This window comes from Klebsiella scottii (assembly GCF_036561945.1).
Classification (GTDB): domain Bacteria; phylum Pseudomonadota; class Gammaproteobacteria; order Enterobacterales; family Enterobacteriaceae; genus Klebsiella; species Klebsiella scottii.
Window position 1 is genome coordinate 292608 of the sequence record NZ_JARXNI010000017.1, and the last position, 13915, is coordinate 306522.

Annotated in this window: 13 protein-coding genes and 1 pseudogene; 12 read left to right on the forward strand and 2 right to left on the reverse strand. The window is 59.1% G+C overall.

Annotated elements, in window-relative coordinates; all coding sequences use genetic code 11:
* Nucleotides 1-10 precede the first annotated feature (10 nt).
* From hpaD to yjiA, 11 genes are all read left to right on the forward strand, one after another.
* Nucleotides 11-868, forward strand: a complete 858-nt coding sequence (hpaD, locus tag QFI97_RS01625; RefSeq protein ID WP_095103999.1) for a 3,4-dihydroxyphenylacetate 2,3-dioxygenase — start codon at nt 11-13, stop codon at nt 866-868.
* 10 nt (nt 869-878) lie between these two features.
* Nucleotides 879-1259, forward strand: a complete 381-nt coding sequence (locus QFI97_RS01630) for a 5-carboxymethyl-2-hydroxymuconate Delta-isomerase (protein WP_095104001.1) — start codon at nt 879-881, stop codon at nt 1257-1259.
* Nucleotides 1260-1351: 92 nt separating this feature from the next.
* The gene (hpaH, locus tag QFI97_RS01635) at nt 1352-2155 is read left to right on the forward strand and encodes a 2-oxo-hept-4-ene-1,7-dioate hydratase (RefSeq protein WP_346430446.1); all 804 of its coding nucleotides are present in this window, start codon (nt 1352-1354) and stop codon (nt 2153-2155) included.
* 13 nt (nt 2156-2168) lie between these two features.
* Nucleotides 2169-2957, forward strand: a complete 789-nt coding sequence (hpaI, locus tag QFI97_RS01640; protein ID WP_346430447.1) for a 4-hydroxy-2-oxoheptanedioate aldolase — start codon at nt 2169-2171, stop codon at nt 2955-2957.
* Nucleotides 2958-3004: 47 nt separating this feature from the next.
* Nucleotides 3005-4381, forward strand: a complete 1377-nt coding sequence (gene hpaX / locus QFI97_RS01645) for a 4-hydroxyphenylacetate permease (protein ID WP_346430448.1) — start codon at nt 3005-3007, stop codon at nt 4379-4381.
* A gap of 9 nt (nt 4382-4390) precedes the next feature.
* On the forward strand, nt 4391-5281 hold the full coding sequence (gene hpaA, locus QFI97_RS01650) for a 4-hydroxyphenylacetate catabolism regulatory protein HpaA (RefSeq protein ID WP_346430449.1): 891 nt from the start codon (nt 4391-4393) through the stop codon (nt 5279-5281).
* 299 nt (nt 5282-5580) lie between these two features.
* Nucleotides 5581-7143, forward strand: a complete 1563-nt coding sequence (gene hpaB / locus QFI97_RS01655; protein ID WP_346430450.1) for a 4-hydroxyphenylacetate 3-monooxygenase, oxygenase component — start codon at nt 5581-5583, stop codon at nt 7141-7143.
* Nucleotides 7144-7162: 19 nt separating this feature from the next.
* Entirely contained in the window at nt 7163-7675 is a 513-nt protein-coding gene (locus QFI97_RS01660) for a 4-hydroxyphenylacetate 3-monooxygenase reductase subunit (protein WP_095104011.1), read from the forward strand.
* A 263-nt stretch (nt 7676-7938) separates the two neighbouring features.
* Nucleotides 7939-10089: a carbon starvation CstA family protein gene (locus QFI97_RS01665; protein ID WP_159237573.1), complete on the forward strand. Its 2151-nt coding sequence runs from the start codon at nt 7939-7941 to the stop codon at nt 10087-10089.
* Nucleotides 10090-10193: 104 nt separating this feature from the next.
* Nucleotides 10194-10397, forward strand: coding sequence for a YbdD/YjiX family protein (locus QFI97_RS01670; RefSeq protein ID WP_095104015.1), 204 nt, complete (start codon nt 10194-10196; stop codon nt 10395-10397).
* An 11-nt stretch (nt 10398-10408) separates the two neighbouring features.
* Nucleotides 10409-11365: a GTPase gene (gene yjiA, locus QFI97_RS01675; RefSeq protein ID WP_041143902.1), complete on the forward strand. Its 957-nt coding sequence runs from the start codon at nt 10409-10411 to the stop codon at nt 11363-11365.
* Between the two features lie 48 nt (nt 11366-11413).
* Here the strand turns inward: yjiA and QFI97_RS01680 are convergent.
* Nucleotides 11414-11524, reverse strand: a pseudogene (locus QFI97_RS01680) (type VI secretion system tube protein Hcp); the annotation flags it as partial.
* 321 nt (nt 11525-11845) lie between these two features.
* Here QFI97_RS01680 and QFI97_RS01685 point away from each other — a divergent pair.
* Complete coding sequence (locus tag QFI97_RS01685; protein WP_032689621.1) at nt 11846-12391, forward strand: YfaZ family outer membrane protein; 546 nt, start codon at nt 11846-11848, stop codon at nt 12389-12391.
* A 63-nt stretch (nt 12392-12454) separates the two neighbouring features.
* Here the strand turns inward: QFI97_RS01685 and QFI97_RS01690 are convergent, their stop codons facing one another.
* A complete protein-coding gene (locus QFI97_RS01690; protein ID WP_095104017.1) occupies nt 12455-13825 on the reverse strand; it encodes an NAD-dependent succinate-semialdehyde dehydrogenase in 1371 nt (456 codons plus the stop codon).
* Nucleotides 13826-13915: the final 90 nt, after the last annotated feature.

A 13915-nucleotide genomic window follows, 5' to 3' on the forward strand; every position in this document is an offset into this window, starting at 1 on the left:
GGAGCACAAGATGGGCAAATTAGCGTTAGCCGCCAAGATTACTCACGTACCGTCCATGTATCTCTCCGAGCTGCCGGGGAAAAACCACGGCTGCCGCCAGTCGGCGATCGACGGTCATAAGGAGATCGGTAAACGGTGCCGGGAGATGGGCGTCGATACGATTATCGTCTTTGATACCCACTGGCTGGTGAACAGCGCCTACCACATTAACTGCGCCGAGCATTTTAAGGGGATCTATACCAGCAACGAGCTGCCGCACTTTATTCGCGACATGACCTACGACTACGACGGTAACCCGGAGCTGGGCCAGCTGATTGCCGACGAAGCGGTCAAGCTGGGCGTCCGCGCCAAGGCGCACAACATCCCGAGCCTCAAGCTGGAGTACGGCACCCTGGTGCCGATGCGCTATATGAACAGCGATAAGCATTTCAAAGTGGTCTCGATCTCCGCTTTTTGCACCGTTCACGACTTCGCCGACAGCCGCAGGCTGGGGGAAGCTATCGTCAAGGCCATTGAAAAATATGACGGTACCGTAGCGGTCTTCGCCAGCGGCTCGCTGTCGCACCGCTTTATCGACGACCAGCGCGCCGAAGAGGGGATGAACAGCTACACCCGCGAGTTTGACCACCAGATGGATGAGCGGGTGGTAAAACTGTGGCGCGAAGGCAAATTCAAAGAGTTCTGCACCATGCTGCCGGAGTATGCCGACTACTGCTACGGCGAAGGCAATATGCACGATACGGTGATGCTGCTCGGCGTGCTCGGCTGGGATAAATACGACGGCAAGGTCGAGTTTATCACCGACCTGTTCGCCAGCTCCGGTACCGGCCAGGTCAACGCCGTCTTCCCGCTGCCGGCTCAGGCGTAAGGGGTCTGCGATGCCACATTTTATCGCCGAGTGCACGAACAACATCCGCGAACAGGCCGATCTGCCCGGCCTGTTCGCCGAGGTCAATCAGGCGCTGGCCGCCACCGGTATTTTCCCGATCGGCGGCATCCGCAGCCGCGCCATCTGGCTGGATACCTGGCAGATGGCCGACGGCAGGCACGATTACGCCTTCGTGCATATGACGCTGAAAATCGGCAGCGGGCGCAGTCTGGAAAGCCGCCAGCAAACGGGAGAGATGCTCTTTGCCCTGATCAAAGCGCATTTCGCCGCGCTGATGGAGAGCCGCTACCTGGCGCTGTCGTTCGAGATTGCGGAGCTGCACCCGACCCTGAATTACAAACAGAACAACGTCCACGCGCTGTTTAAATAATTGACGTTATCCGGACGCGGGCTCCCCGACCTCGGCGCTCTCGTCCGGGCAACCCGATGGTACCAATTGCAGGCAATGTCACAGGAATCCCTATGCTCGATAAACAGACCCGCACCCTGATCGCCCGGCGGCTGAACCAGGCCGAAAAGCAGCGTGAACAGATCCGCGCCATCTCTCTCGATTATCCCTCGATCACCATCGAGGACGCCTACGCCGTCCAGCGCGAGTGGGTCGAGCTGAAAATTGCCGAGGGCCGGGTGCTGAAGGGCCATAAGATTGGCCTGACCTCGAAGGCGATGCAGGCCAGCTCGCAGATTAGCGAACCGGACTACGGCGCGCTGCTCGACGATATGTTTTTTCACGACGGCGGCGATATTCCCACCGACCGCTTTATCGTTCCGCGCATCGAGGTCGAGCTGGCCTTCGTGCTGGCCAAACCGCTGCGCGGCCCGAACTGTACGCTGTTCGACGTCTATAACGCCACCGACTACGTGAGCCCGGCGCTGGAGCTGATCGACGCCCGCTGCCACAACGTCGATCCTGAAACCCAGCGTCCGCGTAAGGTGTTCGACACCATCTCCGATAACGCCGCCAACGCCGGGGTGATCCTCGGCGGCCGGCCGGTTAAGCCTGATGAGCTGGATCTGCGCTGGATCTCCGCCCTGCTATACCGCAACGGGGTCATCGAAGAGACCGGCGTCGCCGCCGGCGTGCTGAATCACCCGGCCAACGGCGTTGCCTGGCTGGCGAACAAGCTGGCGGCGCACGATGTGCAGCTGGAGGCCGGGCAAATTATCCTCGGCGGCTCGTTTACCCGTCCGGTCGCGGCGCGCAAAGGCGATACCTTCCACGTCGATTACGGCAACATGGGCGCGATTAGCTGCCGCTTTGTCTAGGGGAAAGAAGAAGATGAATAATGCCTTTAAAGATGCGCTGCAGGCCGGGCGCCCGCAAATCGGCCTGTGGCTGGGACTCTGCAGCAGCTACAGCGCCGAGCTGCTGGCCGGCGCCGGATTCGACTGGCTGCTGATTGACGGTGAACACGCGCCGAACAGCGTGCAGACGGTGCTGACCCAGCTGCAGGCGGTAGCGCCTTACGCCAGCCAGCCGGTCGTGCGCCCTTCGTGGAACGACCCGGTGCAGATTAAACAGCTGCTGGACGTCGGGGCGCAAACCCTGCTGGTGCCGATGGTGCAGAACGCCGACGAAGCGCGGCTGGCGGTGAAAGCCACGCGCTATCCGCCGGCCGGCATTCGCGGCGTCGGCAGCGCCCTGGCCCGCGCTTCGCGCTGGAACCGCATCCCGGATTATCTCCACCAGGCCAACGATGCCATGTGCGTGCTGGTGCAGATTGAGACCCGCGAGGCGCTGAAAAACCTGCCGCAGATCCTCGACGTTGAGGGGGTGGACGGCGTGTTTATCGGCCCGGCGGATCTCAGCGCCGATATGGGCTTCGGCGGCAATCCGCAGCATTCGGAAGTGCAGGCGGCGATCGAAAGCGCCATCGTGCAAATCCGGCGGGCGGGCAAAGCGCCGGGCATTCTGATGGCCAATGAGCAGCTGGCAAAACGCTACCTTGAGCTCGGCGCGCTGTTTGTCGCCGTCGGCGTCGACACCACCCTGCTCGCCCGCGCCGCCGAAGCCTTAGCCGGGCGCTTTGGCGCCGGCGGAACGACAGCCCAGCCCGGCGTCTATTAAGAACGCCACATCGCGACCCTACAAAAATTCCCATTAGAGGAAAGACCATGAGCGACACATCATCAGCCATTCCGGAGACGCGCGATCCCGCCAATCAGCACAAGCAGCTGACGGCGCAGCAGCAGTCGGTTATCAATAAGCTGTTTCGCCGCCTGATCGTATTTTTGTTCGTGCTGTTTATCTTTTCATTTCTCGACCGCATCAATATCGGCTTTGCCGGGCTGACGATGGGCCAGGATCTGGGGCTCAACGCCACCATGTTCGGCCTGGCTACCACGCTGTTCTACGCCACCTACGTTATCTTCGGTATTCCGAGCAATATCATGCTCAGCATCGTCGGCGCCCGCCGCTGGATAGCCACCATCATGGTGCTGTGGGGGATCGCCTCCACCGCCACGATGTTCGCCACCGGCCCCAAAAGCCTGTACGTGCTGCGTATGCTGGTCGGGATCACCGAGGCCGGCTTTCTGCCCGGCATTCTGCTCTATTTAACCTACTGGTTTCCGGCATTTTTCCGCGCCCGCGCCAACGCCCTGTTTATGATTGCCATGCCGGTGACCACCGCCATCGGTTCGATTGTTTCCGGCTATATTCTGTCGCTGGACGGCCTCTTCAACCTGCACGGCTGGCAGTGGCTGTTTTTGCTCGAAGGGTTCCCGTCGGTGCTGCTGGGCATCATGGTGTGGTACTGGCTGGATGACTCCCCGGCAAAAGCCAAATGGCTGACCGCAGAGGACAAAAAGTGTCTGCAGGAGATGATGGATAACGACCGGCTGACGCTGGTACAGCCGGAAGGCGCCGTCAGCCACCGCGCGATGCAGCAGCGCAGCCTGTGGCGCGAAGTCTTCACGCCGATCGTGCTGATGTACACCCTGGCCTATTTTTGCCTGACCAATACGCTCAGCGCGATCAGCATCTGGACGCCGCAGATCCTTAAAAGCTTTAACGAGGGAAGCAGCAATATCACCATCGGCCTGCTGGCGGCGATCCCGCAGATTTGTACCATTCTGGGCATGATTTACTGGAGCCGTCATTCTGATAAATGCCAGGAGCGCAGGCACCATACCGCCCTGCCGTATCTGTTTGCCGCCGCCGGCTGGATGCTGGCCTCGGCGACCGATCACAGCCTGATCCAGATGCTGGGGATCGTTATGGCCTCCACCGGATCGTTCAGCGCAATGGCCATTTTCTGGACCACGCCGGACCAGTCGATCAGCCTGCGCGCCAGGGCGATCGGTATCGCCGTGATCAACGCTACCGGCAATATTGGATCGGCGCTAAGCCCGTTTATGATCGGCTGGCTGAAGGATCTGACCGGCAGCTTTAACAGCGGCCTGTGGTTTGTCGCCAGCCTGCTGGTGATTGGCGCCGTGATTATCTGGGCTATTCCGATGAAAGCCTCGCGCCCGCGCGCCACGCCTTAAGGAGCGGCTATGCCCCAGCGTTCGATCGCCAATATCGATATCAATAAAGAGTACGATGAAAGCCTGGGCACGGAAGACGTGCACTACCAGTCGTTTGCCCGCATGGCGGCCTTCTTTGGCCGCGACATGCAGGCCCATCGCCACGACCAGTATTTTCAGATGCACTTTCTCGATACCGGGCAGATTGAGCTGCAGCTCGACGATCACCGCTACTCGGTGCAGGCGCCGCTGTTCGTCCTGACGCCGCCGTCGGTGCCGCACGCGTTTATCACCGGCTCCGAGAGCGATGGCCACGTGCTGACCGTGCGGGAGGATCTGATCTGGCCGCTGCTGGAGGCGCTCTATCCCGGCACCCGGGAGGCCTTTGGCCTGCCGGGGATGTGCCTGTCGCTGGCCGATAAGCCGGACGAGCTCGCGGCGCTGGCCCACTACTGGCGGCTGATTGAGCGCGAATCGACCTCGCAGCTGGCGGGGCGCGAGCATACGCTGATGCTGCTGGCGCAGGCGGTGTTCACCCTGCTGTTGCGCAACGCCAGGCTCGACGACCACGCCGGCAGCGGCATCCGCGGCGAGCTCAAGCTGTTCCAGCGCTTTAACCAGACTATCGACGGCCACTACCACCAGCACTGGACGGTGCCGGATTACGCCAATGAGCTGCACATTACCGAATCAAGGCTGACCGACATCTGCCGGCGCTTTGCCAACCGGCCGCCGAAGCGCCTGATTTTCGACCGGCAGCTGCGCGAGGCCAAGCGGCTGCTGCTGTTTTCCGATAGCGCGGTCAATGAAATCGCCTGGCAGCTGGGGTTTAAGGACCCGGCCTATTTTGCCCGTTTTTTTCATCGCCTGGTCGGCTGCTCGCCCAGCGCGTTCAGAACGCAAAAAGTACCGGTATCCTGAGTTTTTCCCGGCAGCGGCGCGCGGGCGCCAGGCGCGGCCGGGGAAATCCGCTGCCGCGATGCCCGGCGCGCGGCGGCAAAAAACGAAAAACCGACCCGGATCACAGAACGCCATCCTGCCTGAAAAGTACCCGCCGTTGACCTAAAAGTCTCTTCACGGAACCCGCCTGAACCGCTTCAATTAAACAACAAAAAGAAAACATAAATTTAACCTTTGTACCCTAAATAATTCGAGCCGCAGCCAGATGGACGCCGCCCGAAGCATGACGGGATATGCCAATTAATACTGAAGAGGTCCCGATGAAACCTGAAGATTTCCGCGCAGACGCTAAACGCCCGTTAACCGGGGAAGAGTACCTGAAGAGCCTGCAGGACGGCCGCGAAATTTATATCTACGGCGAGCGCGTCAAAGACGTCACCGCCCACCCGGCGTTCCGCAACGCCGCCGCCTCCGTCGGCCAGCTGTACGATGCGCTGCACAAACCGGCGCTGCAGGACTCCCTGTGCTGGAACACCGATACCGGCAGCGGCGGCTATACGCATAAATTCTTCCGCGTGGCGAAAAGCGCCGACGATCTGCGCCAGCAGCGCGACGCCATCGCCGAGTGGTCGCGCCTGAGCTACGGCTGGATGGGCCGCACCCCGGACTACAAAGCCGCCTTCGGCTGCGCGCTGGGCGCCAATCCGGCGTTTTACGGCCAGTTCGAACAGAACGCCCGCAGCTGGTACACCCGCATTCAGGAAACCGGCCTGTACTTTAACCACGCCATCGTCAACCCGCCGATCGACCGCCATAAGCCGGCCGATGAGGTGAAAGACGTCTACATCAAGCTGGAAAAAGAGACCGACGCCGGGATCATCGTCAGCGGGGCGAAAGTCGTCGCCACCAACTCGGCGCTGACCCACTACAACATGATTGGCTTCGGCTCCGCGCAGGTGATGGGGGAAAACCCGGACTTCGCGCTGATGTTCGTGGCCCCGATGGATGCCGAAGGGGTGAAGCTTATCTCCCGCGCCTCCTATGAAATGGTCGCCGGAGTGACCGGATCGCCGTATGACTACCCGCTCTCCAGCCGCTTCGACGAGAACGACGCGATCCTGGTGATGGATAAGGTGCTGATCCCGTGGGAAAACGTGCTGATCTATCGCGATTTCGATCGCTGTCGCCGCTGGACGATGGAAGGCGGCTTCGCCCGCATGTACCCGCTGCAGGCCTGCGTGCGTCTGGCGGTTAAGCTCGACTTTATCACCGCCCTGCTCAAGCGCTCGCTGGAGTGTACCGGCACCCTGGAGTTCCGCGGCGTGCAGGCGGATCTCGGCGAGGTGGTGGCCTGGCGCAATATGTTCTGGGCGCTGAGCGATTCGATGTGCTCCGAGGCGACGCCGTGGGTTAACGGCGCGTACCTGCCGGATCACGCTGCGCTGCAAACCTACCGCGTGATGGCGCCGATGGCCTACGCCAAAATCAAAAATATCATCGAGCGTAACGTCACCAGCGGCCTGATCTACCTCCCGTCCAGCGCGCGCGATCTCAATAATCCGCAGATCGACCAGTATCTGGCGAAATACGTGCGCGGATCGAACGGGATGGATCACGTCGAACGCATCAAGATCCTCAAGCTGATGTGGGACGCGATCGGCAGCGAATTCGGCGGCCGTCACGAGCTGTATGAAATCAACTACTCCGGTAGCCAGGATGAAATCCGCCTGCAGTGTCTGCGCCAGGCGCAGAGCTCCGGCAACATGGACAAAATGATGGCGATGGTCGATCGCTGCCTTTCTGAGTACGACCAGCACGGCTGGACGGTGCCGCATCTGCACAATAACTCTGATATCAATATGTTGGATAAGCTGCTGAAGTAATTCACAGCGGGAGGTCACAATGCAATTAGATGAACAACGCCTGCGCTTTCGCGATGCCATGTCCAGCCTGTCGGCTGCGGTGAACGTTATCACCACCGAAGGCGATGCCGGCCGCTGCGGCATCACCGCCACCGCGGTGTGCTCGGTAACCGATACGCCGCCGTCGGTGATGGTGTGTATCAACGCCAACAGCGCAATGAACCCGGTATTCCAGGGCAACGGCAGGCTGTGCATTAACGTCCTGAACCACGAGCAGGAGGTGATGGCGCGCCACTTCGCCGGAATGACCGGGGTGACGATGGAGGAGCGCTTCAGCCTCTCGTGCTGGCAAAAAGGCGTACTGGGGCAGCCGGTGCTGAAGGATTCGCTGGCCAGCCTCGAAGGCGATATCAGCCAGGTGCAGGCCATCGGCAGCCACCTGGTCTACCTGGTCGAGATTAAGAACATCACCCTAAGCCAGGAAGGCCACGGGCTGATTTACTTTAAACGTCGCTTCCATCCGGTGATGATGGCGATGGAAGCCGCGGTCTAGCCAGGCTCATTCTCCTCCCTGCCGCCAGGGGGGAGAAATTCTTGTGATCTCAATCACATATTACCCCACTGTTCATTTCCTGCCCAACCGCTTAGCCCGGCACGTGACCGCTTAACCCGTCATACAACCACTCATAGACTTACCCAACTTTACGCGCGCAAAGTTCTGGCAAGATCGTCCCCAGCATAGTGACTCAATACCTCCTCAAAATTACGTTCAGACGGCTTCGGCCAATTATTCAACTCATAACGCCAGGTTTTACTATGGATACTAAAAAACTATTCAAGCACATACCCTGGGTGATTCTTGGAATCATCGGGGCATTTTGCCTCTCGGTCGTCGCCCTCCGTCGCGGGGAGCACGTCAGCGCCCTGTGGATTGTCGTCGCATCGGTATCGGTCTATCTGGTGGCCTACCGCTACTACAGCCTGTACATCGCCCAAAAGGTGATGAAGCTCGACCCAACCCGCGCGACGCCGGCGGTCATTAACAACGATGGCCTGAACTACGTGCCGACCAACCGCTACGTGCTGTTCGGCCACCACTTTGCCGCTATTGCCGGCGCGGGCCCGCTGGTCGGCCCGGTACTGGCCGCGCAGATGGGCTACCTGCCCGGTACGCTGTGGCTGCTGGCAGGCGTGGTTCTGGCGGGGGCGGTGCAGGACTTTATGGTGCTGTTTATCTCCTCGCGCCGTAACGGTTCATCGCTGGGTGAAATGATCAAAGAAGAGATGGGCCCGATTCCGGGGTCGATTGCCCTGTTCGGCTGCTTCCTGATTATGATAATCATCCTTGCGGTGCTGGCGCTGATCGTCGTGAAGGCGCTGGCGGAAAGCCCGTGGGGCGTCTTTACCGTCTGTTCAACCGTACCGATCGCGCTGTTTATGGGGATCTACATGCGCTTCCTGCGCCCGGGACGCGTGGGCGAAATTTCGGTTATCGGTATCGTGCTGCTGGTGGCTTCCATCTACTTCGGCGGCGTGATTGCCCACGACCCGTACTGGGGCCCGGCGCTGACCTTTAAAGACACCACCATCACCTTCACCCTGATCGGCTACGCGTTTATCTCCGCGCTGCTGCCGGTATGGCTGATTCTGGCGCCGCGCGACTACCTGGCGACGTTCCTGAAAATCGGCGTTATCGTCGGCCTGGCGCTGGGCATCGTTATCCTTAATCCGGATCTGAAAATGCCGGCGGTCACCCAGTACATCGACGGTACCGGCCCGCTGTGGAAAGGTGCCCTGTTCCCGTTCCTGTTTATCACCATCGCCTGCGGCGCGGTCTCCGGCTTCCATGCGCTGATCGCTTCCGGCACCACGCCGAAGCTGCTGGCTAACGAAACCGACGCGCGCTTTATCGGCTATGGCGCAATGCTGATGGAGTCCTTCGTGGCGGTCATGGCGCTGGTGGCAGCGTCTATCATCGAACCGGGCCTCTATTTTGCGATGAACACCCCGCCGGCCGGCCTCGGTATCGTGATGCCGAACCTGCATGAAATGGGCGGCGAAAACGCCGCGATGATTGCCGCGCAGCTGAAAGAAGTCACCGTACACGCGGCGGCTACCGTCAGCTCCTGGGGCTTTGTGATTTCGCCTGAGCAGATCCTGCAAACGGCAAAAGATATCGGTGAACCGTCGGTGCTGAACCGCGCGGGCGGCGCCCCGACCCTGGCCGTCGGTATCGCACACGTGTTCCACAAAATCATCCCGATGGCGGATATGGGCTTCTGGTACCACTTCGGTATTCTGTTTGAGGCGCTGTTTATCCTTACCGCCCTCGATGCCGGTACCCGCGCAGGCCGCTTTATGCTCCAGGATCTGCTGGGCAACTTCGTGCCGTTCCTGAAGAAAACCGATTCGCTGGTTGCCGGTATCGTGGGGACCGCGGGCTGCGTAGGCCTGTGGGGCTACCTGCTGTATCAGGGCGTGGTCGACCCGCTGGGCGGCGTGAAGAGCCTGTGGCCGCTGTTCGGCATCTCTAACCAGATGCTGGCCGCCGTGGCGCTGGTTCTTGGCACCGTGGTGCTGGTCAAAATGCAGCGTACCAAATACATCTGGGTCACCGTGATCCCGGCCGCATGGCTGCTGCTGTGCACCACCTGGGCGCTGGGTCTGAAACTGTTCAGCACCAACCCGCAGATGGAAGGCTTCTTCTTTATGGCCCAGCAGTACAAAGAGAAGATTGCCGCCGGCGGTGAGCTTAGCGCGCAGCAGATTGCCAACATGAACCATATCGTGGTGAACAACTACACCAACGCCGGTTTAAGCATTCTGTTCCTGGTGGTGGTCTACAGCATCATCTTCTACGGCATCAAAACGTGGCTCAACGTGCGTAACAATAAGATACGTACCGACAAAGAGACCCCGTATGTGCCGGTGCCGGAAGGCGGCGTGAAGACCTCTTCACACCACTAATCCAGCTCCGTTCAGCCCCGCTTCGGCGGGGCTTTTCCGTAAATGACGCAACCCGGCATTAAAATAGCCCACTCGACGGGCTCAACACATATCTGGAACGAGCAATGTTTGGTAACTTAGGTCAGGCTAAAAAGTACCTGGGTCAGGCGGCGAAGATGCTGATTGGCATTCCGGACTACGACAATTACGTCGAACATATGCAGACCAACCATCCGGATAAACCGTATATGACCTACAACGAATTCTTCCGCGAGCGCCAGGAAGCGCGCTACGGCGGGAGCGGCGAAGGCGGCGTACGCTGCTGTTAATGGAGGCACGCATGACACCGATTGCAGTTACCCTGCTGACCGGTTTTCTTGGCGCAGGCAAAACCACCCTGCTGCGGCACATTCTCAATGCGCAGCACGGCTTTAAAATCGCGGTGATCGAAAACGAATTTGGTGAAGTCTCCGTTGATGACCAGCTGATTGGCGATCGCGCCACCCAGATCAAAACCCTGACCAACGGCTGCATCTGCTGCACCCGTTCCAACGAGCTGGAAGATGCTCTGCTCGACCTGCTCGACAGCCGCGATCGCGGTGAGATTGCCTTCGACCGGCTGGTGATTGAGTGCACCGGCATGGCCGATCCCGGTCCGATTATTCAGACCTTTTTCTCCCATGAGATCCTCTGCGAACGCTACCTGCTGGATGGGGTGATTGCGCTGGTTGATGCGGTCCACGCCGACCAGCAGATGAACCAGTTCACCATCGCCCAGTCGCAGGTGGGTTACGCCGACCGTATTCTGCTGACCAAAACCGACGTCGCGGGCAGCAGCGAAGCGCTGCGCGAACGGCTGGCGCGCATCAACGCCCGCGCGCCGATTTACGCCGTCACCCACGGCGATATCGATCTGAGCCAGCTGTTTAATACCGGCGGCTTTATGCTGGAGGAGCGGGTGGTAAGCGCTAAGCCGCGCTTCCATTTTATTGCCGACCAGCAAAACGACGTTTCGTCGATTGTGGTGGAGCTGGACTACCCGGTCGATATCAGCGAGGTGTCGCGGGTTATGGAAAACCTGCTGCTCTCATTCGCCGAGCAGCTGATGCGCTACAAAGGGATGCTGTGGATTGACGGCGAGCCTAACCGCCTGCTGTTCCAGGGCGTCCAGCGCCTGTACAGCGCCGACTGGGACCGCCCGTGGGGCGACGACCAGCCGCACAGCACGCTGGTGTTTATCGGCATTAACCTGCCGGAAGAGGAGATTCGGGCGGCGTTTGCCGGATTGCGGAAGTAACGGTTCGCAGGAGCCCTCTTCCCGTGGAAGAGGGACAAAGCGAAGGCATCAGGCGCTATATCGTTCATTCCATGTATCACGATAGATAACGTTTCCTTCGGTGTACTTCCAGACGATCGCCTCATAGCGCAGTTCGAGCGTTTCTCTTAAGGTATTAGAGTCATTTTTAATCACAAAAATGTAAATTTAAGTTTTTGCTTGTTACTGTAGAAACATTTTCGGAAATTATTAGAAAGCGAATTAGTTTAGCCCCAATCGATATCTCCCGCCCCGTTCAATTGCTGTTTAGGCAAAAAATTAAACTTACCCTAAACGGCAAAACGTTAATCATTGACGCTGCGACAAGGTAACCAATTCACAACATCAAAAGAGCGTTTTAATAACAGTTCCGGCATAAAACCTCGACCCATATCAAATTTGCAGTCGTAAATATCACCTGTTAGGGTGTCCTCAGATTAATTTGATGACGAGGCATAAACCATGAAAAAGCTCAATATCCTTATCCTTTCTGCGCTGACCGCGGTTTCCGGCTCCGCAATGGCGATGGGCTTTACCGTCGAGCAGGGAAAAAACTTTACCAACCTCAATATGGAACTGGGTAAATCCTCCTCCGGTCTTTATGCCGAAAGCAACTGGCTCAAAAATACCGACGACGGTACCCAGACCGGCGGCGTTGGCGCGGGTTATAACCTGGAAGTTGGCCCGGTGATGCTGAATGCCGGCGCAAAAGCCATCTACCTTGGGCCGAAAAAAGGCGATAACGGCGTGGCGTTCCCAATCGGCGGCGGCGTTAACGTTGCGCTGACCGACAGCATCCACGTATTCGGCGAAGGTTATGCCGCGCCCGAAGGCCTGAACAATAGCGTGAAAAACTACGTTGAAGCCAACGGCGGCGTGAGCTGGACTCCGATTACTCCGGTGACGCTGAAAGTAGGTTACCGTCACGTGAGCGTCGACGGGAAAGACGGTCGTCCGAACCACACCCTGATTGACGGCGCCTATATTGGCGGTGGGGTCACCTTCTGACAACGTCGATAACAGTAAAAAAAACCTGCCGGGCGGCAGGTTTTTTCTTTTAGCGTTCTGAGCTTACCGGCGAATCACCACCAGCTTCTGGTTCACAAACTCTCTAATCCCCAGATCCGCCAGCTCGCGGCCAAAACCGGAACGCTTCACGCCGCCAAACGGCAGCTCCGGTGCGGTATCGGTCAGCCAGTTAATATAGACCATCCCGGTCTCAATTCTTGATGCCATCCGTTTCGCCCGCTCGGTATCCTGGCTGAATATCGCCCCGCCGAGCCCATAGTGCGAATCGTTCGCCAGGCTGACAGCTTCATCGTCGTCCTTGACCACATAAATTTGCGCCACCGGGCCGAAGAACTCTTCAAAGTACGCCGGGTTATCGCGGGTGATGCCGGTCAGAATGGTCGGGGCAAAATAGTTGCCCTCGCACTGCGCCGGCTTGCCGCCAAGATGCAGCCTGGCGCCATGCTTCACCGCCTCATCGACCTGTTTAGTCAGCGTCCCGAGCGCATCTTTGGAGGAGAGCGGCCCCAGCGTGGTGCTCTCATCCAGCGGATCGCCGATTTTCACCTGACGGAACGCCTCGGTAAACAGGCTCAGGAAGCGCTCGGCGATTTTCTCATGCAGGATAAAACGCTTCGCCGCGGTACAAACCTGACCGGCGTTGTTGAGCCGCGCCTGCACGCCAGTCTTCACCGCCTTGTCGAGGCTGGCATCATCCAGCACCACAAAGACATCGTTGCCGCCCAGCTCGAGGGTCGATTTCTTGATGTGCTTCGCCGCCTGCGCTGCGACGACGCCCCCCGCTTTTTCCGAGCCGGTCAGCGCCACTCCCCGCACGCGATCGTCGGCAATAATCTTCGCCACCTGATCCTGGGAGATAAACAGATTGGTCCACGCCCCCTCCGGCGCGCCGGCCTCACGCACCAGATGGGCAAAGGTTTCCGCGCAGTGCGGAACGATGCTGGCATGCTTGGCAAGCACCGGATTCCCCGCCGCCAGGTTTGGCGCCAGAACGCGCATCAGCTGGTAATAGGGGAAGTTCCACGGCTCCACCGCCATCAGCACGCCGATCGGATGGTGTTCAACCCACGCCTCGCCGAGCTCGGACGGATACTTCACCGGAGCCAGGAACCGCTCGGCGTTATCGGCGTAATAGCGGGCGATCTGCGCGCAGAGCTTCACCTCACCGCGGCTTTGCGCAATAAGCTTACCCATCTCCTGGCTGGCAATTTTCGCCAGCTCCTCAGTCCGGCTATCGATAAGATCCGCCAGCTTGTGCAGGATCGGCAGGCGCCGGGCAATATCGCCCTTCGACCATGCGGAGTGGTAAAGCGCATCCGCCTGCTGCAGCGCCGCCTCCACGTCGGCATCGCTGTGCGGGGCGTACTCTTTAATAAGCCGATTATTTGCAGGATTCACCGTCTGATAGGCCATGTCGCATGTCTCCTTAGTATCGTCATTAATGCAGTCATAAATACCGCTCAGGACATTAAGGTTAGTAGAGCTGGCTGGACATGAAGGTAA